This window comes from Stenotrophomonas nematodicola, from assembly GCF_009467805.1.
In the GTDB taxonomy this organism is placed as follows: Bacteria; Pseudomonadota; Gammaproteobacteria; order Xanthomonadales; family Xanthomonadaceae; genus Stenotrophomonas; species Stenotrophomonas nematodicola.
Map to the genome: position 1 here is coordinate 379,366 of NZ_WIAY01000002.1, position 22,740 is coordinate 402,105.

Annotated in this window: 19 protein-coding genes; 13 read left to right on the forward strand and 6 right to left on the reverse strand. The window is 68.5% G+C overall.

Going from position 1 to position 22,740, the window contains the following annotated elements; translation table 11 throughout:
* Positions 1-51 precede the first annotated feature (51 nt).
* Genes GDJ08_RS09220 through leuB form a run of 6 tightly spaced genes read left to right on the forward strand, consistent with a single transcriptional unit; the run spans position 52 to position 6,580 of the window.
* Positions 52-1,149: a threonine dehydratase gene (locus tag GDJ08_RS09220; RefSeq protein WP_153164741.1), complete on the forward strand. Its 1,098-nt coding sequence runs from the start codon at positions 52-54 to the stop codon at positions 1,147-1,149.
* Positions 1,146-2,699, forward strand: a complete 1,554-nt coding sequence (locus GDJ08_RS09225; RefSeq protein WP_017355388.1) for a 2-isopropylmalate synthase — start codon at positions 1,146-1,148, stop codon at positions 2,697-2,699. The genes GDJ08_RS09220 and GDJ08_RS09225 overlap by 4 nt, the downstream gene beginning before the upstream one ends.
* Before the next feature lie 10 nt (positions 2,700-2,709).
* Complete coding sequence (locus GDJ08_RS09230) at positions 2,710-3,492, forward strand: class I SAM-dependent methyltransferase (RefSeq protein ID WP_017355389.1); 783 nt, start codon at positions 2,710-2,712, stop codon at positions 3,490-3,492.
* Positions 3,493-3,526: 34 nt separating this feature from the next.
* A complete protein-coding gene (gene leuC, locus GDJ08_RS09235; protein WP_017355390.1) occupies positions 3,527-4,948 on the forward strand; it encodes a 3-isopropylmalate dehydratase large subunit in 1,422 nt (473 codons plus the stop codon).
* A complete protein-coding gene (gene leuD / locus GDJ08_RS09240; RefSeq protein WP_136002936.1) occupies positions 4,948-5,526 on the forward strand; it encodes a 3-isopropylmalate dehydratase small subunit in 579 nt (192 codons plus the stop codon). The genes leuC and leuD overlap by 1 nt, the downstream gene beginning before the upstream one ends.
* On the forward strand, positions 5,516-6,580 hold the full coding sequence (leuB, locus tag GDJ08_RS09245; protein WP_017355392.1) for a 3-isopropylmalate dehydrogenase: 1,065 nt from the start codon (positions 5,516-5,518) through the stop codon (positions 6,578-6,580). Before leuD ends, leuB begins: the two co-directional genes overlap by 11 nt.
* A gap of 133 nt (positions 6,581-6,713) precedes the next feature.
* Here the strand turns inward: leuB and GDJ08_RS09250 are convergent, their stop codons facing one another.
* A complete protein-coding gene (locus tag GDJ08_RS09250; RefSeq protein WP_136002935.1) occupies positions 6,714-9,884 on the reverse strand; it encodes an efflux RND transporter permease subunit in 3,171 nt (1,056 codons plus the stop codon).
* 4 nt (positions 9,885-9,888) lie between these two features.
* The gene (locus GDJ08_RS09255) at positions 9,889-11,025 is read right to left on the reverse strand and encodes an efflux RND transporter periplasmic adaptor subunit (protein ID WP_153164742.1); all 1,137 of its coding nucleotides are present in this window, start codon (positions 11,023-11,025) and stop codon (positions 9,889-9,891) included.
* 121 nt (positions 11,026-11,146) lie between these two features.
* On the opposite strand from GDJ08_RS09255, the gene GDJ08_RS09260 reads away from it, so the two are divergent.
* The 6 genes from GDJ08_RS09260 to GDJ08_RS20325 all read left to right on the forward strand — a co-directional run bounded on the left by GDJ08_RS09260 (position 11,147) and on the right by GDJ08_RS20325 (position 17,588).
* Positions 11,147-11,818, forward strand: coding sequence for a TetR/AcrR family transcriptional regulator (locus GDJ08_RS09260; RefSeq protein WP_017355395.1), 672 nt, complete (start codon positions 11,147-11,149; stop codon positions 11,816-11,818).
* Between the two features lie 136 nt (positions 11,819-11,954).
* Complete coding sequence (locus tag GDJ08_RS09265; protein WP_017355396.1) at positions 11,955-12,602, forward strand: protein-L-isoaspartate O-methyltransferase family protein; 648 nt, start codon at positions 11,955-11,957, stop codon at positions 12,600-12,602.
* A 16-nt stretch (positions 12,603-12,618) separates the two neighbouring features.
* Positions 12,619-13,980: a TolC family outer membrane protein gene (locus GDJ08_RS09270; protein WP_017355397.1), complete on the forward strand. Its 1,362-nt coding sequence runs from the start codon at positions 12,619-12,621 to the stop codon at positions 13,978-13,980.
* 211 nt (positions 13,981-14,191) lie between these two features.
* The gene (locus tag GDJ08_RS09275; protein WP_017355398.1) at positions 14,192-16,327 is read left to right on the forward strand and encodes a TonB-dependent siderophore receptor; all 2,136 of its coding nucleotides are present in this window, start codon (positions 14,192-14,194) and stop codon (positions 16,325-16,327) included.
* 8 nt (positions 16,328-16,335) lie between these two features.
* A complete protein-coding gene (locus GDJ08_RS09280) occupies positions 16,336-17,466 on the forward strand; it encodes a PepSY-associated TM helix domain-containing protein (protein WP_153164743.1) in 1,131 nt (376 codons plus the stop codon).
* On the forward strand, positions 17,463-17,588 hold the full coding sequence (locus tag GDJ08_RS20325; protein WP_262071234.1) for a hypothetical protein: 126 nt from the start codon (positions 17,463-17,465) through the stop codon (positions 17,586-17,588). The genes GDJ08_RS09280 and GDJ08_RS20325 overlap by 4 nt, the downstream gene beginning before the upstream one ends.
* 40 nt (positions 17,589-17,628) lie before the next feature.
* Here GDJ08_RS20325 and waaA read toward each other — a convergent pair whose 3' ends face one another.
* A complete protein-coding gene (gene waaA, locus GDJ08_RS09285) occupies positions 17,629-18,927 on the reverse strand; it encodes a lipid IV(A) 3-deoxy-D-manno-octulosonic acid transferase (protein WP_017355401.1) in 1,299 nt (432 codons plus the stop codon).
* An 88-nt stretch (positions 18,928-19,015) separates the two neighbouring features.
* Between waaA and GDJ08_RS09290 the strand changes: the two genes are divergently transcribed.
* Positions 19,016-19,936, forward strand: coding sequence for an LpxL/LpxP family Kdo(2)-lipid IV(A) lauroyl/palmitoleoyl acyltransferase (locus GDJ08_RS09290; RefSeq protein ID WP_017355402.1), 921 nt, complete (start codon positions 19,016-19,018; stop codon positions 19,934-19,936).
* A 19-nt stretch (positions 19,937-19,955) separates the two neighbouring features.
* Here GDJ08_RS09290 and GDJ08_RS09295 read toward each other — a convergent pair whose 3' ends face one another.
* Genes GDJ08_RS09295 through GDJ08_RS09305 form a run of 3 tightly spaced genes read right to left on the reverse strand, consistent with a single transcriptional unit; the run spans position 19,956 to position 22,599 of the window.
* The gene (locus GDJ08_RS09295) at positions 19,956-21,293 is read right to left on the reverse strand and encodes an O-antigen ligase family protein (protein ID WP_153164868.1); all 1,338 of its coding nucleotides are present in this window, start codon (positions 21,291-21,293) and stop codon (positions 19,956-19,958) included.
* Entirely contained in the window at positions 21,274-22,377 is a 1,104-nt protein-coding gene (locus tag GDJ08_RS09300) for a glycosyltransferase (protein ID WP_423666444.1), read from the reverse strand. Before GDJ08_RS09300 ends, GDJ08_RS09295 begins: the two co-directional genes overlap by 20 nt.
* A gap of 24 nt (positions 22,378-22,401) precedes the next feature.
* The gene (locus GDJ08_RS09305) at positions 22,402-22,599 is read right to left on the reverse strand and encodes a zinc-finger domain-containing protein (RefSeq protein ID WP_136002930.1); all 198 of its coding nucleotides are present in this window, start codon (positions 22,597-22,599) and stop codon (positions 22,402-22,404) included.
* Between the last annotated feature and the right edge of the window lie 141 nt (positions 22,600-22,740).

Here is a 22,740-nt window from a genome sequence, read left to right on the forward strand (position 1 = left end):
TGCGTTCCCCCTGCGGGCGCCCGCCTGTCATGGGGCGCAGCCGGAGCCGGCATGCCCGCTAGCCGCGCCCCGCAGGAACCGGATGTAGGCGATGTAAGCGTCGCCGACGTGCTGGCCGCGCAGGCGCGGCTGCGCCGCTTCCTGCCGCCCACCCCGCTGCATTACGCCGAGCGCTTCGGCACCTGGCTGAAGCTGGAAAACCTGCAGCGCACCGGGTCCTACAAAGTGCGCGGCGCGTTGAATGCTCTGCTGGCCGGACGCGAGCGTGGCGACGAGCGCCCGGTGATCTGCGCGTCGGCCGGCAACCACGCCCAGGGCGTGGCGTGGTCCGCCTACCGCCTGAACATCCCGGCCATCACCGTGATGCCGCACGGTGCACCGGCCACCAAGATCGCCGGCGTCGCCCACTGGGGCGCCACCGTGCGCCAGCACGGCAGCAGCTACGACGAGGCCTACGCCTTTGCCCGCGCACTGGCCGACCAGCATGGCTACCGGTTCCTGTCCGCGTTCGACGATCCGGACGTGATCGCCGGCCAGGGCACGTTGGGCATCGAACTGGCCCCGCATGCACCGGATGTGGTGATCGTGCCGATCGGCGGCGGCGGCCTGGCCTCCGGCGTGGCGCTGGCGCTGAAGTCGCAGGGCGTGCGCATCGTCGGCGCGCAGGTGGAAGGCGTCGATTCGATGGCGCGTGCCATACGCGGCGACGTCCGCGAGATCACCCCGGTCGCCACGCTCGCCGACGGCGTCAAGGTCAAGATTCCCGGCCTGCTGACCCGGCGCCTGTGCGCTGCATTGCTCGACGATGTGGTGATCGTGCGCGAAGCCGAGCTGCGCGAAACCCTGGTGCGGCTGGCGCTGGAGGAACACGTGATCGCCGAAGGCGCCGGTGCGCTGGCCCTGGCGGCAGGCCGGCGCGTAGCCGGCAAGCGCAAGTGCGCGGTGGTCTCCGGCGGCAACATCGATGCGCTGGTCCTGGCCCAGCTGCTCGCCGACATCCGCCCGCGCCCGCCGCGCAAACCCCGCCGCCGCGCCAGCGAGCGCACGCGTCCACCGCTGCCGACCGTGCTCGCACCGTCCCCGACATCCCCCGCTTCCCCTTCCTTTGCCACCCCATCCGACCTTGTTGTCGAGGAGACCTCCTGGTGACCACGCCCGACTCCCCCCGCATCCGAATTTTCGACACCACCCTGCGTGACGGCGAGCAGTCGCCGGGCTGCAGCATGAGCCCGCAGCAGAAGCTGGTGATGGCCCGCGCACTCGACGAGCTGGGCGTGGACATCATCGAGACCGGCTTCCCGGCCAGCTCGCAGTCCGACCGTGAGGCGATGGCGATGATCGCCCGCGAAGTCCGCCGCCCGACCCTGGCGGTGCTGTCGCGCTGCCTGGCCGCCGATATCGAAACCTCCGCCAAGGCGCTGGACGCGGCCGCCAACGCGCGCCTGCACGTGTTCCTGTCGACCAGCCCGCTGCACCGCGAGCACAAGCTGCGGATGAGCCGCGAGCAGGTGCTGGAATCGGTCCACAGGCATGTCAGCCTGGCCCGCAGCTACGTGGATGATGTGGAGTTCTCCGCCGAGGACGCCACGCGCACCGAGGAAGACTTCCTGATCGAGGTGACGCGCGTGGCCGTAGCGGCTGGTGCGACCACCATCAACCTGCCCGACACCGTGGGCTTCACCACGCCCGAAGAAATCCGCGGCATGTTCCAGCGGGTCATCGCCGGTGTTCCCGACAGCGACCGCATCGTCTTCAGTACCCACTGCCACAACGACCTGGGCCTGGCCGTGGCCAACTCGCTGGCCGCCATCGAGGGCGGCGCGCGCCAGGTGGAGTGCACCATCAACGGCATCGGCGAACGCGCCGGCAACTGCTCGCTGGAGGAACTGGCGATGGTGCTGAAGGTACGCAACGCGTTCTACGAGGAAGACACCCGCATCAACACACCGCGCATCGTGGCCACCTCGCAGCTGCTGCAGCGCCTGGTCGGCATGCCGGTCCAGCGCAACAAGGCCATCGTGGGTGCCAATGCGTTCGCGCATGAGTCGGGCATCCACCAGCACGGCATGCTGCGCCATCGCGGCACCTACGAAATCATGCGTCCTGAAGACGTGGGCTGGGAGAACTCGCAGATGGTGCTGGGCCGCCACAGCGGTCGTGCTGCCGTCGAGGCCCGCCTGCGTGCGCTGGGCTTCTGGCTGGAGGAGGAAGAACTGAAGCTGGTATTCGAGCAGTTCAAGGCGCTGTGCGAGCAGCAGCGCGTGGTCACCGACGCCGACCTGCAGGTGCTGATGCAGGGCAGCTCCACCCAGAACGGCTACCGCCTGGCCTCGATGACCATCAGCGACGTCGGCAGCCGCGCCAACGCACTGGTCGAACTGTCCGACCCGGACGGCAACCGTGTGGCCGAGACCGCGCAGGGCGATGGTCCGGTCGACGCGCTGTTCGGCGCGCTGTCCTCGGCCACCGGCGTGCAGCTGATGCTGGACAGCTACCACGTCCACAGCGTGGGCATCGGCGCCGATGCCCGCGGCGAAGCCAACCTGAGCGTGCGCCACGACGGCGTGGAGTACGAAGGCACCGGCACCAGCCGCGACATCATCGAGGCGTCCGCACTGGCCTGGCTGGATGTGGCCAACCGCCTGCTGCGCCAGCGCAATGCCGTCACCGAACATCCCGCGGCCAGCGCCGCCGCCTGAAGGAGTTGCCATGAGTGCCTTCGACAGCTACGACATCCCCGCCGCCGGCCAGTGCTGGAACGCCCACGACTACGCCATCGACGCCGGCTTCGTACCGCTTCTCGGCGGCGCGGTGGCGCGGCTGCTTGATCCGCAACGCGGTGAGCGCATCCTCGATCTGGGCTGCGGCGACGGGGTGTTGAGCTTCGACCTGGCCCTGAGCGGTGCGCATGTCACCGGCGTGGATGCCGCGCCGGAGCTGGTCGGCGCCGCGCGCGCGCGCGGCGTCGCCGCGCAGATCATGGATGCCCATGCCCTGACCTTCGACCGCCAGTTCGATGCGGTGTTCAGCAATGCCGCCCTGCACTGGATGCGCGAGCCGGACCGCGTCATCGAGGGCGTGCGCCGCGCGCTGGCACCCGGCGGCCGCTTCGTCGCCGAGATGGGCGGACACGGCAATGTGGCCGCCATCACCAGCGCCCTGCAGGCCGCGCTGGCCAGCAACGGCCACGTCGTACCGGCGTTCCCCTGGTATTTCCCGACCGCCGATGCATACGCGGACCGCCTGCGCGCGCACGGCTTCAGGGTGCGCTACATCGAGTGCCTGCCACGCCCGACCGTCCTGCCGACCGGCATGCAGGGCTGGCTGCGCACCTTCGCCTCCCCCTTCCTGGTCGGGTTGGCAGCCGACCAGCGACAGCGCGTGCTCGACGATGCCGTGGCGCTGCTGGCGCCCACCCGGCGCGATGCACGCGGCCAGTGGAGCGCAGACTATGTGCGCCTGCGCTTCGACGCGCGCCTGCCGATCCGATGAATTTCCGTATCACGAACCACAGCAAGGCCATTCCATGACCCCAGCTCCCCGCACCCTGTACGACAAACTGTGGGACGCCCACGTCGTCGTACCCGAATCGGACAGCGCGCCTGCCGTGCTGTACATCGACCTGCACCTGATCCACGAAGTCACCTCGCCACAGGCGTTCACCGAACTGCGCGAGCGCGGCCTGTCGCCGCGCCGGCCGGACCGGACCAAGGCGACAATGGACCACTCCACCCCGACCCTGCCGGCCAGCCCGGATGGCAGGCTGCCCTACGCCAGCGCCGCCTCCGAAGCCCAGGTGGCGATGCTGGCGCGCAACTGCGGCGAGCACGGCATCGAACTGTTCGACATGCAGTCGGCCAACCGCGGCATCGTGCACGTGATCGCTCCGGAACAGGGGTTCACCCAGCCGGGCATGACCATCGTCTGCGGCGACAGCCACACCTCCACCCACGGTGCGTTCGGCGCGCTGGCCTTCGGCATCGGCACCAGCGAAGTCGGCCATGTGCTGGCGACCCAGTGCCTGCTGCAGCGCAAGGCCAGGACGATGGCGATCACCGTCGATGGCATCCTGCCGCAGGGCGTGGGCGCCAAGGACGTGGTGCTGCACATCATCGGCGTGATCGGGGTCAACGGTGGCACCGGCCATGTACTGGAATTCCGTGGCAGCGCCATCGAGGCAATGGACATGGAACAGCGCATGACGTTGTGCAACATGTCCATCGAGGCCGGCGCCCGCGCCGGCATGGTCGCGCCCGACCAGGTCACGTTCGACTGGGTCGCCAACACCCCGCGCGGCCCCAAGGGGGCGGCGTTCGATGCCGCCGTGGCCGCCTGGACGCAGCTGCGCAGCGATCCGGGCGCGCGCTTCGACGCGGAGGTGCATATCGATGCCGGCGACATCCGTCCGACCCTGACCTGGGGCACCCACCCTGGCACGGCCATCGCGGTGGACCGGCCCATCCCGGCCGCCAACGACGCCGCCGACCAGAAGGGACTGGACTACATGCAGTTCCAGGCAGGCCAGACGCTGGCCGGCACGCCGGTGGACGTGGTGTTCGTCGGCTCGTGCACCAACGGGCGGCTGAGCGACATGCGCGAGGTGGCGCACGTGCTGCGTGGCCGCCGTGTCGCGGCAGGCGTACGCATGCTGGTGGTGCCCGGTTCGGAGATCGTCAAGCGCCAGGCCGAGGCAGAAGGCATCCACGAGGTTGTGCGCGGCGCGGGTGCCGAGTGGCGCGAGCCGGGCTGCTCGATGTGCATCGCCATGAACGGCGATCTCGTCGCCCCCGGCCAGCTGGCGGTGAGCACCAGCAACCGCAACTTCGAAGGCCGCCAGGGCCCGGGCTCGCGCACGCTGCTGGCCTCGCCGATGACCGCGGCCTGGGCTGCGGTGAACGGACGGGTGTCCGACCCGCGCGACCTGTATGCCGCCCAGGAGGTGGCCTGATGAGCGGCTTCCGTACCCTGACCTCGACCAGCGTGGTGCTGCGCGAAACCAACATCGACACCGACCAGATCATCCCGGCGCGGTTCCTGTCCACCACCGAACGCGCCGGCCTGGGCAAGCATGCCTTCAACGACTGGCGCTGGCGGGCCGATGGCACACCCAATCCGGACTTTGCATTCAATCAGGCGCACAACGCCGGGCGCAGCCTCCTGCTGGCCGGCCGCAACTTCGGCTGCGGTTCCTCGCGCGAGCATGCGCCGTGGGCGCTGACCGACCTGGGCCTGCGCGCCATCGTCAGCAGCGAGATCGCCGACATCTTCCGCGGCAATGCGCTGAAGAACGGGCTGCTGCCGATCGTGCTGGACGAGGCCGACGTGCAGACGCTGATGCAGCGTCCTGACGACACCCTGACCATCGACATCGCCGCGCGCGAGCTGCGCACGCCCGATGGTCGCGTCTACCCCTTCCCGCTGGACGGCTTCTCGCAGACCTGCCTGCTGGAAGGCGTGGACCAGTTGGGGTATCTGTTGGGCCGTACCTCTGAAATCGAACGTTACGAGAGTGAACATGCACGCTGAGATTGTCGTACTGCCGGGTGACGGCATTGGTCCGGAAGTCGCCGCTGCCGCCCTGGCGGTGCTGGACACGGTAGCCGAACGCTTTGGCCACACCTTCCGTTTCACCGAACACGACATCGGCGGCATCGCCATCGACCGTCATGGCGAGCCGTTGCCGGCCGTCACGCTGGAGGCCTGCCGCACCGCCCACGCGATTCTGCTTGGCGCCGTGGGCGGCCCGAAGTGGTCCGACCCGAATGCCACGGTACGCCCGGAGCAGGGCCTGCTGGCGATCCGCAAGGCGCTGGGGCTGTACGCCAACCTGCGCCCGGTGCGCCCCCATCCGGCCGCGCTCGGTGCTTCGCCGATCAAGGCCGAGCTGCTCGAGGGGGTGGACGTCGTGGTGGTGCGCGAGCTGACCGGGGGCATCTACTTCGGCGAGAAGACCCGCACTGCCGACAGCGCCAGCGACCTGTGCAGCTACAGCGTGGGCGAGATCGAGCGCGTGCTGCGCACCGCCTTCCGGCTGGCGCGGACCCGTCGCGGCAAGGTCACCTCGGTGGACAAGGCCAACGTGCTGGAAACCTCACGTCTGTGGCGCGATGTAGCCGCGCGGATCGGCCGCGAGGAATTCCCGGACGTGGCGCTGGAACACCAGCTGGTCGATTCGATGGCCATGCACCTGCTGGCCAAGCCGCGCGAGTACGACGTGATCGTGACCGAGAACATGTTCGGCGACATCCTCACCGACGAAGCCTCGATGCTGGCCGGTTCACTCGGCCTGTTGCCGTCGGCGTCACTGGGTGAACCCGGCGCGGTAGGCATCTACGAGCCCATCCACGGCTCGGCCCCGGACATCGCCGGCAAGGGCATCGCCAATCCTTACGCCACGATCTTCAGCGCGGCGATGCTGCTGCGCCATTCACTGGGGCTGGAAGCGGAAGCAGCGGCCGTGGAAGCGGCCGTGCATGCGGCGCTGGACGCCGGCGTGTTCACCGCCGACCTGGCGGCCGGGGGCGCGGCGGTGAGCACCCCCCAGGCCACCGAGGCGGTGCTGGCGCACCTGCGCACCTGATTCCGTCCCCCTTCCTTGCCAGCCGTGTCTGGCAAGGTGCCGGTCCGGAGAGCAGCCGACCCACGGTCGGCTCTATTGATGCCGGTGAAGGCGTTCTGAGGCTCCCACCGGTTCGGTTGCGCGCCGCCGCCTGTTACTCCCCGGTGCTCTTCGCCTCATCCGGCTTCACCCGGAACCACGCGGCATACAGCGCCGGCAGGAACACCAGGGTCAGCACGGTGCCGACGATCAGGCCGCCCATGATCGAAATTGCCATCGAGCCGTAGAACGCGCTGCGCGACAGCGGAATCATCGCCAGCACCGCGGCCAGCGCGGTCAGGACGATCGGGCGGAAGCGGCGCACGGTGGCGTCGATGATGGCGTGCCAGCGATCGTGGCCGGCGTCGATGTCCTGCTGGATCTGGTCGATCAGGATCACCGAGTTGCGCATGATCATGCCGGCCAGGGCGATGGTGCCGAGCAGAGCGACAAAGCCGAACGGCGCGCGGAACAGCAGCAGGAACAAGGTAGCGCCGATGATGCCCAGCGGCGCGGTGACCAGCACCATCGCCGCACGCGAGAAGCTGCGCAGCTGCAGCATCAGCAATGTGGCCACCACGATCAGGAACAGCGGCATGCCGGCCTTGATCGAGTCCTGCCCACGTGCCGAGTCCTCCACGGTGCCGCCGGTTTCCAGCAGATAGCCGCTGGGCAGATCCGCACGGATGCCGTCCAGCGTCGGCAGGATCTGCTGCACCACGTCCAGTGCCTGCATGCCATCGCCGATGTCGGCGCGCACGGTCACCGTCGGCAGACGGTTGCGGTGCCAGATGATGCCGTCCTCGAAGGCGTACTCCAGGCGGGCCACCTGCGACAGCGTCACCGGCGTGCCGCTGCTGGTCGGAATGGCCAGGCTGGCCAGCAGGTCCAGCTGGGCGCGTTCATTGTCCGGCCCGCGCAGCAGCATCTCGATCTGGCGATTGCCTTCGCGATACGTGCTCACCCGCATGCCCGACAACGAGCTGCTCAGGAACTGGCCCACCTGGGCGCTGCTCACGCCCAGCGCGCGTGCGCGGTCCTGGTCGATCACCAGCCGCACCACCTTGCTCGGTTCGCTCCAGTCCAGATTGACATTGATCACGTGCGGGTTTTCGCGGACCTTGGCTTCGACCTGCCGTGCGATCGCCTGCACCTGTGCGATGTGCTCGCCCGAGACGCGCATCTGCACCGGGTAGCCGACCGGGGGGCCGTTCTCCAGGCGGGTCACGCGCATCTGCACGTCCGGGAACTGCTTGATCACGTCCTTGATCAACCAGTCACGGGTCGCCTCACGGGCCTTGGCATCGGCAGTGAGCACCACGAACTGCGAGAAGTTGGTGGCCGGCAACTGCTGATCCAGCGGCAGGTAGAAGCGCGGCGAACCGGTACCGACATAGGCGACGTAGTTGGTGATGCCATCGCGGCCCTTCAGCAGTTTCTCCAGCTTGGTCGCCTGTGCCTGGGTGGCGGCCAGCGACGCGCCTTCGGCCAGTTCGATGTCCACCATCAGTTCGGGCCGGGTCGAATCCGGGAAGAACTGCTGCGGCACGAAGCGGAACAGCATCAGCGAGGACACGAACAGCGCGATGGTCGCCGCAATCACCCACCAGCGATGACGCAGGCAGGCATCCAGGAAGCGGCGGAAGCGCGTGTAGAACGGGCGCTGGTACGGGTCGTGGTCGTGCGCGTGCTCTTTCGGCGCGATCCAGCGCGCGAAGGCAGGGTGGCGGTCCGCCCACTGCACGCGCCGCGCGCGCCAGCGTCCGGCCAGGCTGGTCGGCTTGGGCGGCTGCGGGTTGAACAGGTCCGGCAGCATCTTGTCGCCGAGATAGGGAATGAACAGCACCGCGGCGATCCACGACACCACCAGCGCGATGGTCACCACCTGGAACAGCGAGCGGGTGTACTCGCCGGTACTGGAGGCGGCCGTGGCGATCGGCAGGAAGCCGGCGGCGGTGATCAGCGTACCGGTCAGCATCGGGAAGGCGGTCGATTCCCAGGCGAAACTGGCCGCGCGCAGGCGGTCGTAGCCCTGCTCCATCTTGGTGGCCATCATCTCCACCGCGATGATCGCATCGTCCACCAGCAGGCCCAGCGCCAGCACCAGCGCGCCGAGCGAGATCTTGTGCAGGCCGATGCCGAAGTAATGCATGACGAAGAATGTCATCGCCAGCACCAGCGGGATGGTCACGCCGACCACCAGGCCGGTGCGCAGGCCCAGCGAGAAGAAGCTCACCAGCAGCACGATGACCACCGCTTCGGTGAGCACCTGCACGAACTCGCCGACCGATTCCTCCACCGCGTGCGGCTGGTCGGAGACCTTGCGCAGCTGCATGCCGGCCGGCAGCGTCTTCTGCAGGCGCTCGAACTCGGCATCGAGCGTACCGCCGAGCTTGAGGATGTCGCCGCCGTCCTTCATCGCCACCGCCAGGCCGATCGCATCCTCGCCCATGAAGCGCATTTTGGGCGACGCCGGGTCGGCGAAGCCGCGCTTGACCTCGGCGATGTCGCCCAGGTGCAGCGTGCGGTCGCCGGCCTGGATCGGGAACTGGCGGATGTCCTCGATGCTGTTGAACTGCCCGGTCACGCGCAGCTGCACGCGGTCGGTCGGGGTTTCGAAGAAGCTGGTCCCGGTCACCGCGTTCTGGTCGGCGAGCGCCTGCTGCACCTGCTGCAGCGACACGCCCAGCGTGGCCAGCTTGGTGTTGGACAGTTCGATCCAGACCTTCTCGTCCTGCAGGCCGACCAGATCGACCTTGCCCACGTCCGGTACCCGCTGCAGTTCCAGCTGGATGCGGTCGGCGTAATCGCGCATCACCGCATAGTCGAAGCCTTCGCCCGTCAGCGCGTAGATGTTGCCGAAGGTGTCGCCGAACTCATCGTTGTAGAACGGCCCGACGATCTCCTGCGGCAGCGTGGCGCGGACATCGCCCACGCGCTTGCGCACCTGGTACCACAGGTCCGGAATCTGCTTGGAGCGCAGGCTGTCGCGGGCCATGAAGATCACCTGCGATTCGCCCGGACGCGAGTACGACCGGATGAACTCGTACTCGCCGGTGTTCATCAGCGCCTTCTCGATCGGCTCGGTGACCTGGCGCGAGACCTGCTCGGCGGTGGCGCCGGGCCACAGCGTGCGCACCACCATTGCCTTGAAGGTGAACGGCGGGTCCTCGGACTGACCCAGATGCTTGTAGGACCAGGCACCGATGACGGCGAAGGCGAGCATGGCAAACAGCACCAGCGGGCGGTTGCCCAGCGCCCACTCGGAGAGATTGAAACGGCGCACGGGGTCAGTGCCCCTTGGCCGGGGCGGCCGGCGCGGCGGCCTTGGCCGGCGCCAGCACCGGTCGGTTCTGGCGATCCACCGCCGTCACCGCCTGGCCCTCGCGGAGCAGATGGCCGCCGGCGGCGACCACCCAGTCGTTCGGACCCACCCCCGACAGCACCGGCACCGACTCGGCACCGTAGGCGCCGACGGTCACCGGCACCGCCTTCAGCGTACCCTTGGCCGCATCCACCACCCACACGCTGCCCTTGCCGTCGGCACCGCGCTGCACGGCCGCCAGCGGCAACTGCAGGGCGCCGCTGCGACCGGCGCTGGCAAATACGCGCGCGCTCTGGCCCAGTTCCACTTCGCCCAGCGCTTCGGGCGCCAGGCTCACGCGGGTGGCATAGGTACGCGCCTGGGCATCGGCGGCCGGGGCGATTTCGCGAAGGGTGCCTGGCAGCAGTTGACCCGGGCGGTTCCACAGCTCGACCTGGACCGGCTGGCCGACCTTGTAGTCGCGGATGCTGCTTTCCGGCAGCGCGATCAGTACCTCACGGCCACCGTCAGCCGCCAGGGTGAACACAGTCTGCCCCGCGCTGACGACCTGCCCTGCCTCGGCCTGGCGGCTGGCGATCACGCCATCGGCCGGCGCGCGGAGCTGCGCGTAGCCGGCCTGATTGCGCGACACGGCGAGGTTGGCGCGGGCGGCGTTGACCTGGCCCTGCGCGGCCTTGAAAGCAGCGGTCTGCGCATCCAATGCGGAGCGGCTGACCAGTTGCTGCTCGGCCAGCGCCGCATAGCGCTTCTGATCGTCGCGGGCGCGCACCAGATCGGCCTCGGCGGCCGCGAGCTGGGCCTGCGAAGCGGCTGCCTGGGACGCGTAGTCGGCCGCGTCCAGCTCGGCCAGCACCTCGCCCTTGCGCACGCGCTGGCCGGCATCGACATGGCGCTTGATCAGATTGCCGCCGACCCGGAACGACAGCGGGCTTTCCTCGCGCGCACGCACCTCGCCCGGATAGGCCGCCACCCCCTGGCCATCGACCGTGCCCGGATGCACCACCAGCACCGGGATCGGTGCCACCGGCTCGGCATCCTGTTTGCCACACGCCGCCAGCATCACCGCCAGCAGCCCACCGCCCATCCATCGCAAGTTGTTCATGAGGTCCTGGACCTTGAATACCGGGGAAGCCGCACGGAAGAGACACTCTATTCCATGACGGCCAATAGTGAACCAGCCGGTATAGTATAAATATCGAACCGATTGGTCTAGTATTGTTTGCATGATCGATCCGACGTCCTCCGCCCCCCCGCCCAAGCTCCCTGCCAAGGCCGCCGGACCCGGCCGCCCGAAGGATCTGGGCAAGCGTGCGGCCATCCTGGATGCGGCCAAGGCATTGTTCGTCGAGCAGGGCTACGGCGGCGTCAGCATGGACAGCATCGCCAGTCAGGCAGGCGTTTCGAAGCTGACCGTTTACAGTCATTTCGGCGATAAAGAAACGCTTTTCGCCGAAGCTGTGAAGTCCACCTGCAACGAGATGCTGCCCGATGCACTGTTTGTCACCGATGCCGATGGCGCGCTGCGCGAGCAGCTGGTGGGCATCGGACGGGCCTTCTTCACCATGATCACCTCGCCGGCTGCCGTGGCCGTACAGCGGGTGATGATGGCGCCGGACACCGACGACCGGATCCGCGAGATGTTCTGGCTGGCCGGCCCGCAGCGCACCAGCGACGCGCTGGCCGAGTTCCTGCGCGCCCGCACCGAACGGGGCGAACTGGAGATCACCGACTTCCAGACGGCGGCGCTGCAGTTCTTCACCCTCATCAAAGGCGAGCTGCATACGCATATGATGTGCGGGCTGCGGCCGGCCCCGGCCGAGTGCGACGCCGACGCCCATGTGGACGCCAGTGTCGCCTTTTTCCTGAGGGCGTACGCCACCCGCCACGGGCGGTGACAACAACATGAATGGACCGGAGGTCGCGGTGACTTCCGGCACTGCGACCCCGGCGCGACGGCAGCGATGCTCTCAGCGCGCCGCCGGCTCCCGGCACCGGTAAAATGGCCGGCCCACTGCGCTGGATTAGAACCTCATGATGATCGATTACGCCCACGCCCGCGAACTGATGGTTGAACAACAGATCCGTCCCTGGGACGTACTGGACATTCGCGTGCTCGATGTACTGGCACGTCTGCCGCGGGAGGCGTTTGTCGCTGAATCGCACAAAGCCCTGGCCTATGCCGACATCGAGCTGCCGCTGGGTTTCGGGCAGAAGATGATGAAGCCGGTCATCGAAGGCCGTACCCTGCAGGCCCTGGATCTGCAGCCGGGCGATGAAGTGCTGGAAATCGGCACCGGCAGCGGCTACCTGAGCGCCTGCATGGGTGAACTGGCCCGCGAAGTGCTGAGCCTGGAAATCGAACCGGACCTGGCCGCCACCGCCCGTGCACGCCTGGATGCCGCCGGCCTGGGCAACAACGTCCGTATTGAAACCGCCGACGCCCTGGCGTGGGAGACCGAGCGCCGTTTCGACGCGATCTGCATCACCGCCGCGGTGGAGACCGTTCCGGCGCGCTTCACCCAGTGGCTGCGCCCCGGTGGCCGCCTGTTCGTGATCCGCGGCCATTCGCCGGTCATGGAAGCGGTGCTGGTCAAGTCCGATGGCAGCATTGATTCGCTGTTCGAAACCGATATCGACTACCTGCGCGGTGCCGCCCCGGCGCCCCAGTTCCAACTCTGAGTCCAAGGAAGCCGCAATGATCCGCCGATCCCTCGCTATTGCGCTGGCCGCCGCCCTGCTGCCGATGACCGCCTCTGCCGCCGACCTGCTGCAGGTCTACGAAATGGCGCGCAACGGCGATCCGCAGCTCTCCGCGGCTGAATCGACCCGTCTGTACGACAAGGAAGGCGCCGTGCAGGCGCGCGCGGCACTGCTGCCGCAGATCAATGGCGAGGCCGCGCTCAACCGCACCCGCACCGACGACCAGGGCTTCAATACCGGCAGCACCACCAGCAAGCGCCGCACTTACACCGTCACGGGCAGCCAGACGCTGTTCAACTGGTCGCAGTTCGCCAACCTGCGGTCGCAGCGCGAACTGAGCAAGGCGGCGGATTTCACCCTGGATTCGGCCAACGACGACCTGATCGTGCGCACCTCGGCGGCGTACTTCAACGTGCTGGTGGGCATCGAATCGCTGTCGGCTGCACAGACCAACGAAGCGGCCGCCAAGAAGCAGTTCGACTTCGCCGACAAGCGCCTGGAAGTGGGCCTGGCGCCCATCACCGACGTGCATGAAGCGCGCGCCCAGTACGACCAGGCCCGCGCCAACACGATCATCGCGCAGAACACCCTGGCCGACGCCTACCAGGCACTGACCGAACTGACCGGCCAGCCGGTCACCGACCTGCGCGCGCTGCCGGCCGACTTCCGTCCGGAACTGCCGGCCAAGTACGCCACCGTGGACCAGCTGGTGAGCGAAGCCGTCGCGCAGAACCCCGCGCTGAAGGCACAGGAGCTGAAGGTCAGCGCCGCCGAATCCGGCGTGTCGGCCGCACGCGGCGGTCACTACCCGACCCTGTCGCTGGGCGGCAACTACGGCAAGAGCGCCACCTGGGGCGATGCCGGCGTTGGCAGCGGCAGTTCCTATAACCCGGACCTGCGCACCAACAGCGTCGGCCTGACCCTGAGCGTGCCGATCTTCGCCGGCGGCGCCACCCAGTCCGGCGTGCGCCAGGCCCTGGCCCAGCGCGACATCGCCCAGGATGGCTACGAGCAGCAGAAGCGCGCCCTGGACCGCAACACCCGCAACGCGTACCAGACCCTGGTGGCCGGCATCAGCGAAGTGGAAGCACGCCGCCTGGCCGTGGTCTCGGCACAGAGCGCGTACGACGCCTCGCAGGTTGGCCTGGAAGTGGGTACGCGTACGGTGCTGGACGTGATCCAGAACCAGCGCATCCTGTTCTCGGCCCAGCTGGATTACGCCAACGCCCGCTACACCTTCCTGCAGAACCGCCTGCAGCTGGGCCAGGCGATCGGCACGCTGGACATCGCCGAACTGCAGGACATCAACCGCCTGCTGACGCTGAAGGCCGCCACGCCGAGCACCACCGTCAACTGATCGACGGCGGGCGCGGCTCCGGAATGGCCGCCCTGGCAATCCATCGCACGTCCCGAGCGCCGACGGTAACGTCGGCGCTTTTTCTTGGGAACACAGTGCCGACAGTCCGTGCTTCGGGCTGAAGCACGCCGGATCAACGCGCGAGCGGCAAACAACTGGCCGCTACATGTTAATCTTTCTCATTCGCACCAATTCCCCCATTCACCGTGCAATGAATCGTCCGTCGCTTCGTTTCTCTACGCTGGGCCTCGCCCTGACCCTGGCCAGCCTCCCGGCCCACGCCGCCCCCCCGTCCTCCGATGCGGTGCAGCTGGACACGGTGCAGGTGCTCGGCCGCGCCCAGACCCTTTACCGGGTGGATGACGCGGCGGTGGGGACGCGTACGGACACGCCGCTGGCACTGGTACCGCAGTCCATCCAGGTGGTACCGCGAGAGCTGATTGAAGACCAGGCCGCCCGCTATGTCACCGACCTGTATCGCAGCATCAGCGGCATCAGCTTCTTCAGCTATGCGGGCGTGACCATGCGCGGTTTCCGCCAGGAAAACGTGCTGTATGACGGTCTGCGCGGCGATCCTTATGCCGGCTTTTCGGTCCCGCAGCTGTTCAATATCGAGCGCGTGGAGGTCCTGAAGGGGCCGGCCGGCGCGCTCTACGGCGGCGGGGACGCCGGAGGCGTCATCAACTACGTGACACGCAAGCCCAAAGCCACGCCCGAGCGCCGCATCGAACTGCAGGCCGGCAACAACGATTTCAGCGCGGCATCGATCGACGCCACCGGGCCAATGAACGCTGCGGGCAGCGTGCGCTATCGCGCCGGGCTGTATAGCGACGCCGAACAGGGCGTGCGGTGGAATGCAGACAGCGAAAGCGTGATCGGTGACGCCTCGCTCGCCGTCGACGTGGGCGACACCGGCGAGCTGACCCTGCAGTTCACCGACATCACCCAGAACCTGGGCGGCAACCGCCTGCGCGGCGTGCCGGTGGACGATGCCGGGAATTTCCTCACCGACCGCCGCTGGAACCACAACGAGGCCAGCGACTTCCTCGACATGCGTGCCAGGGTGGCGCTGGCGCAGTACCGTTTCGCGCCGCGCGACAACCTGGACGTGGACGTCGCCGCACGCTGGTTCAGCAACAACGAACACCAGATGTACCACGAGCCGATGGGACTGATTGATCGTGACCGCGATGGTGTGGCCGCGTGGATGACGCGCCAGCTGCGCAACCAGATCCGCGACAACGAGGCGTTCACCGCCAACGCCAACGCGGTCTGGCGGATCAACACCGGCAGCATCGGACACACAATGCTGTTCGGTGCCGATGTGTATCAGCTCGACGCCGACTTCACCGCGCAGACCGCCAACAGCGCCGACCTTGCACGCGGTGCCGGGCCGGTACACGGCATCGATCTGTTCAATCCGGTCTATGGGGCCAGCACCTGGCATGACTACACCTTGGCCGCCCTGCCCTGGCGAAGCACATCGACCCGCAGTAAACGCTACGGCGCTTACCTGCAGGACGAACTGGCGCTCACCGCGCGCTGGCATGTGCTGGCCGGGTTGCGCTGGGATGGCTTCAAGGATGACGACCGCATTGGCGGCAGCCGTGTCGATGGCAACGACCTCAGCTGGCGGCTGGGCAGCACCGTTACCGTCCGCGAAGGTCTGAACTTCTACGCCAACGTGGCCAGCGGTTTCGTGCCCCAAAGCGCGGCCAACCAGAACCCCGCCGCGGGCGGCCCGTTCGACGCCGAGCGCAGCAGGCAGTGGGAGGTCGGCATGAAATCCCTGCTGGCCGATCGCGTGACCTTGAACATGGCCGCTTACCGCATCGACCGCAGCAACATCGTGCAGGCCACCGGTGACGTGGTGGACGGGGTGAACCAGCTGGCGGCACTTGGGCTGGTGCGCAGCACCGGCATGGAGCTGGACCTGCTGGCCGACGTCACCGAGCGCTGGGTGGTGAATCTGACCTATGCGTACAACGACGCGCGTGTGAAGGACATGGGCCCGACCGGCATCACCAATGCCTCCGGCGACCGCTTCGCCAACGCACCGCAGAACAAGCTGGGCCTGTGGACCCGCTACGACCTGCCGGCGATCAACTCCGCCATCGGCTTTGGTGCCGATCATGTGGGCGAGCGCGTCAGCCTGGATGGACAGGCGGTAAAGGCCTATACCGTGTTCGATATGAGCTGGAAGACCACGTGGAAGCAGTGGCAGTACCAGGCGAACGTCAAGAACCTCTTCGACAGGGTCTATGCCGCCAGCGGGTTCACCGAGCGCACCGGCCACTTCCCGGGTGAGCCTCGCCGCGTGTACGTGCAAGCCGCCTACGCCTTCTGAGACTGCCCATGCCTCCGCCTGCGCCAGCGCATCCCGATCGCCCTGCGCGCAGTGGCAGCGGGCGCCGACTGTGGTTCGACCTGCACAGCTGGCTCGGCCTGAAGCTCTGCCTGTTCATGGGATTTGTCTGCCTCACCGGCACGCTGGCGGTGTTCTCGCAGGAGATCGACTGGCTGCTGCACGCGCCCATCCGCGTGGCCGACAGCGGTGAGCAAGCTGGATGGGGGCCCATCATCCATGCCGCACAGACGGCACACCCGGACTGGGAACTGGAGAGCATCTCCGCCGGCCACACGCGCCTGTTCGCTGCGCGGGCGCAGATGCGCCTCCCCGATGGCAGGCGACGCTTTGTCTGGATCAACCCCTACACCGCGCAGGTAACCGGCGACACGGGCTGGCTCAATACACAACGGCTGCTGCGCAACACCCATCGCCACCTGATGCTGCCGGTGGCGTGGGGCGTGCCACTGGTGGCGGCGCTGTCCATCCCGTTGCTGCTCTCGCTGCTGAGCAGCCTGTACATCTACAAGAAGTGGTGGCGCGGGTTCTTCAAACGGCCCGACGCCTCGCGACCGCGCCGCCTGTGGGGCGATGTCCATCGATTGGCCGGGGTCTGGTCACTCTGGTTTCTGCTGCTGATCGGTCTGACCGGAGCGTGGTATCTGATCGAGTCACTCGGCGGCGATGCGCCGGCCGCGCCGACCGTGCGGCTGGCCAACGGCGTTGACCGCCTTGCCGCCGTCGACCCAACCGCCGTCGATGCCGCGATGGAGATCGTCCACCAGCACTGGCCCCGCCTTGAGATCCTCGGCGCCATCCCCGCGCGCGATGGCGGGAGCATCCTGTTCCTGGGGGAGGCCGATGCCTGGCTGGTGCGCGAGCGGGCCAACAACATCGCCGTGGACCTGCACACCGGGCAAGTGATCGGCAGGCATGACGGCCGGGCGCTGGGGGTCCATCAGCGCATCGCCGAAATGGCGGATCCCCTGCACTTCGGCAGCTTCGGTGGCTGGCCCATCCGGCTGCTCTGGTTGCTGGCCGGCACGCTGCTGACAGGGCTGTGCTTCACCGGCGTGTATCTCTACGGACTTCGCACCGTGGATTCTCTGCGATCAGCGGCCAGAAGGCGGCCGACATGAGCCCGGAAAAACTGCCCGGCGCCTGGCGCGCGGCGTGGCGCGGCATGGGTCGCTGGCGCTGGCTGTGGCTGGCACTGCTGCTCGTGTGGGTATCGCTGGTGCCGCTCGAAGCCATGAAGTAGCGGCAATGACCGGCCTGGAACAGCCGCCGCAGCGCCGCGTTCACTCCAGCGGCGGCGGCAGTGCCGGCCCGATCAGGGCCACCGTGCGCTTCAACGCGCCGCGGCCGTTGCTGACCAGCGCACACCCGGCCCGCGCCATGTCCTCGCGCGCATCCGGATCGCGCAGCAGCGTCAGCAGCGCATCGCCGACGCCCTGCGCATCCTCGGCGATCACCACCGCCCCGGCTTCACGCATGCGCCGGGAAATCTCGGCGAAGTTGTGCAGGTGCGGGCCGGTCACCGTGGCCGTGCCCATCGCAGCGGGCTCGAGCAGGTTGTGCCCGCCGATCGCCTGCAGGCTGCCACCGACGAAGGCCACCTGGGCACACCCGTAGAACGACATCAGCTCGCCCAGGGTATCGATCACGAACACATCGGTGTCGGCCTGCGGCCACTGCTGCTGGCGCCGCGTGGCGACCTTCCAGCCCTGCTCGCGGGCCAGCGCCTCCACCCGTGGAAAACGCTCCGGATGCCGCGGCGCCCACAACAGCAGCAGGCCCGGCACCGCCTCGCGCAGGCGGCGATGCAGGTCGATGGTGGCCTGTTCTTCGCCCTCATGGGTGCTGGCGGCAATCCATACCGGGCGTTCTGCCGGCACCAGGTCGTGGAAACGCGCGATGAAGTCCTGCACGTTCGGCGTGGCGATGTCGAATTTCAGGTTGCCCAGCGCCTGCACCTGCTCCGGCGTGGCCCCCAGCTGCAGGAAGCGCTCGGCGTCGTCGGCCGACTGCGCGGCCACGCAGGTCACGGTGCGCAGCGCGCGCCCGATCAACGGCCGCAGCAGGCGATAGCCGCGCAGCGAGCGCGCCGACAGGCGGGCATTGAGGATGTACACCGGAATGCGGCGGTCACGGCAGCCGAACAGCAGGTTCGGCCACAGCTCGGTTTCCAGGATCAGCGCCAGGCTGGGTTTGAAGTGGCCCAGAAAGCGCCCCACGCTGCCCGGCACGTCGTACGGCAGGTACACGTGGTCCACTGCATCACCCCACAGCGCGCGCACGCGCTCGGAGCCGGTCGGGGTGATGGTGGTGATGACCCAGCGGATGTCCGGGCGCTGCGCGCGCAGCGCATTGACCAGCGGCGCGGCGGCATTCACCTCGCCCACCGAGACCGCGTGCAGCCACACCCGCGGCTGGCCACTGGAGTGCGGGTAGGACGCGTAGCGCTCGTCCCAGCGCTGGAAATACTCACGCACCCGGAAGCCGCGCCACACCAGGTGGTACACAGTGATGGGCAGCAGCAGGTACAGCACGACCGAGTACAGGCCGCGCAGGATCCATTCGACAGGGCTTTTACGCATGCGCAGAGGATACGGGAGCCCCCCGCGAAAGACACGCGCAGCGGCCGCGTGGACGCACCCGCCAGGGCGTATCCATTAGAATCGGTGCATGTCCGATAACGCGTCCACCGCCACCCGCCCGTCCCTGCGCAATCCGCGCCACTGGCCGATGTTTGCCGTGATGCTGGGCGCCTTCGCCGTCGCGCGGCTGCCGTGGTGGCTGCAGCGCGCGTTGGGCCGCGGCGTCGGCACGGTGGCGTACCGGGTGGCTGGCAGCCGCCGCCGCGCGGCCGAGGTCAACCTGAAGCTGTGCTTCCCCGAAAAGGACGACGCCTGGCGCCAGCGCCTGCTGCGCGACAGCTTCGATGCGCTCGGCGTGGGCATCTTCGAGTTTGCCCGTGCCTGGTGGGGCAGCATCGACAGCATCCGGCCGCAGGTGCAGATCGAAGGCCTGGAGCACCTCCAGCGCATGCAGGCCGAGGGCCGTGGCGTGCTGCTGGTCTCGGGCCACTTCATGACCCTGGAGATGTGCGGGCGCCTGCTGTGCGACCACGTGGACCTGTCAGGCATGTACCGCAGGCACCGCAACCCGGTGTACGAATGGGCGGTGAAGTTCGGCCGCCTGCGCTACGCCAAGGCGATGTATGCCAACGAAGACATCCGTGCCACTGTGCGTCACCTGAAGAAGGGTGGCTTCCTGTGGTACGCGCCCGACCAGGACATGCGTGGCAAGGACACCGTGTTCGTGCCGTTCTTCGGCCACACCGCGTCCACCATCACCGCAACCCACCAGTTGGCGCGGATGACCGGCTGCGCGGTCATTCCGTATTTCCATCGCCGTGAAGGCGGAAAGTACTTCCTGAAGATCGGCGCACCGCTGGAGAACTTCCCCAGCGACGACGTGGAAGCCGATACCGCCCGCGTGAACCAGGCCATCGAGGCGATGGTGCGCGAGGCACCGGACCAGTACCTGTGGATCCACCGCCGCTTCAAGCGCCAGCCGGGCGGCCGCAGCGACTACTACCGGTAGAGCCGACCAACGGTCGTCTCTACCGTGATCCGGCGTCCGTCTCATCCCGCGCCAGCAGGCTTCCGGCGTACAGCGCCGCCAGCAGCAGCGTCAGGCCACCCCAGAAGGTGGAATAGAACGCCAGGTGGGTGTTGAACGGAAACACCGTGACCGCCAGCGCCAGCATGGCCGGGCGCGCGCGTTCGCGTGCGGCCTGCGGCGCGAAGCGCCAGGCACGCCAGGCCTGGGCGACCGCAGCGAGCCACAGCAGCAGGCCCAGCACGCCGGTTTCGGCGAGGATTTCCAGCACGATCTGGTGCGCGTGCAGCGCCGGGCCATCGCCCCACACTTCCGGTCGCTCCGGGGTGGGATTGCAGTCCGGATAGGCATCGCGGAACCCGCGCGCGCCCACGCCGTTGAAGGGATGCTGCTGGATCATGCAGCCGGCGGCGCTCCATATCTGTTCGCGGCCGGACAGCGCCTGGTTGATGCCATCGCCCTCGCCTTCCCAGGCCATCGCCGTGCGCGCGACCCGCTCGCGCACCTGGGTCGATCCCAGGCCCAGCGCCACCGCCGCCACCAGCCCGACCGCCAGGCATGCCACCAGCGCGCGGGCGCCGAGCAGGCGCCAACCGGAGAACACCAGCACCAGGCCGTAGGTCACCCAGGCCGCGCGCGAACCGGCCAGTACCAGCACCGCGCCAACGGCAGCGGCGGCCAGCGCCCAGCCCCACACCCCCGCTCGCCGGGCGGCGGAGAACAGCAGGAAGGGGGACAGGCTGGCCAGTACCTGGCCGAATTTCAGATTGCACGGACCCAGCACGCCACTGAGCCGGTCCGCCGCCGCCATTTCCTGCGGCGAGCACAGACCGTGCCCACTGACCGCCCACTTGAGCTGGTCCAGCGACCAGAACAGCGGACTGGTGCCGAGCGCGGCCTGCGCCAGCGCATCGACAGTCCACACCGCCGTGATGGTGGCGATGCCGCCCAGGGTCAGCGCACGGCGCTGCGGCGAGGCAACCGCGATCGCGACGAGCCACATGAACGGCAGATAGCGCAGCCCGGCTGCGGTTTTGCGCCAGGCCGTGCCCGGATCGATGGCATCGAATGCCGAAAAAGCCTGCGGCAGCCAGTACCCCAGGAACAGGATGCTGGTCAGCGCCCACGCCGGGCTGCTGAGCAGGCGCTGCTTGCCGGCCAGCCGCAGCTGCACCATGCGCACGGCTGCATACAGCGCGCCGAGCACCAGCACGCCTTCGGCGACGCCGGGCAGCGGCCACATCGCCACAAAGGCGATCACCCACCACGGCGCCCAACGGCCTGCGCGGGAGGCCGGCGAACCGGGCATCAGGGCCGGCTCAACCGGCGAGGGAGGCATAGAGCTGGAGCGTGTCACGCTGCATCGCCTGCAAGGTAAACGGAATGCGCGACGGCAGCGTGGGCGGTTGCGCCAACAGGTGGCGGGCCTGCGCCAGCAATGCGTCGCTGTCGTGCAAGGGTACCGCGCCGGACGGCTGCAGGTGCTGCAGCAGCTCGCCCACGCCGCCGTGGTTCCAGCCCAGTACAGGTCGGCCCACCGACAACGCCTCGACCACGGTGCGGCCGAACGCTTCGGGTTTGTCGGAGAGCTGCAGCACCAGGTCGCTGGCCGCATACGCCTGCGCGATCTTCGCGGTGGGCGCGGTGATCAGCACGGCGTCGGCCACGCCGAGGCTGCGCGCCTGCTGTTCCAGCTCGGCCACGTACGCCTCACGCCCCGGTTCGCGGGTGCCGGGCATCCACAGCCGCGCCGGTACGCCGCCGGCGTGCAGGCCCGCCAGCAGCTGCAGCGCATGGCGGTGCCCCTTGAGACGGGTACCACGCCCGGGCAGCAGCAGCAGCGGCGCCTCGCCCGCCAGGGCGGGATGTGCCTGCGCCACGGCCAGCCGCGCGCGGCGGTCCTGGCGCGGCACACGCGGGAACTGCGCCGGGTCCACGCCACGCGGGATCACCTGCAGGCGCTGCGGGTCCACGTCCGGGTAATGCTGGCGGACGAAGTCGCGGACGCACCGGGAAACGCAGATCACCCGTTCGCCGCTGGTCATCACCGCGCTGTAGCGGCCCGGTGAGTTGAGCCCATGCACCGTGGTGACCCAGTGCGGGCGGCGCGCGGCCGGCAGGTTGCGCACCGCATACAGGCCCAGCCAGGCAGGCAGGCGGGAGCGCGCGTGCACGATGTCCGCGCCGACCTCGTTGAACAGATTGCGCAGGGTCAGGACGTGTCGGAGGGTCAGCAGCGATTTGCGGCCGATGTCCAGCGTAAGGTGCTCGGCACCGCTGGCCAGCAGCGGCTCGACCAGACGCCCCCCCGCAGACACGACGATGGCCCGGTGGCCAGCGGCAACCAGGGCGGAGGCGATCTCAAGGGTGGAGCGTTCGACCCCGCCGGAGTGCAGCGCCGGCAGCAGCTGCACCACGGTCATGGGGCGCACGGATGCTGGCGCCGGTCAGTCGGCGAGCACGAACACCGAGCCGCAGTACGGGCACGCGGCCTCGCCCTTGGGCTCGTCTTCGATCGGCAGGTACACGCGCGGGTGCGAGTTCCACAGGGCCATTTCCGGCGTCGGGCAGCTCAGCGGCAGGTCGCTGCGGTGCACGGTGTAACGCTTCTCGGCGTTGGCGGGCGCGGTGGCGGTATGGCTCATGGCGTGGACACACAAAGGAATTGCGAGGCCCGCGATTCTAGCACCTGGAGCGCCGCGGGGCCGCTGCCGGTGACGCGGCGGTGATGTCGGCCCGACCCATCCGACCGACCTTTTTAAATCGATCCAAATCGACTGTCAACC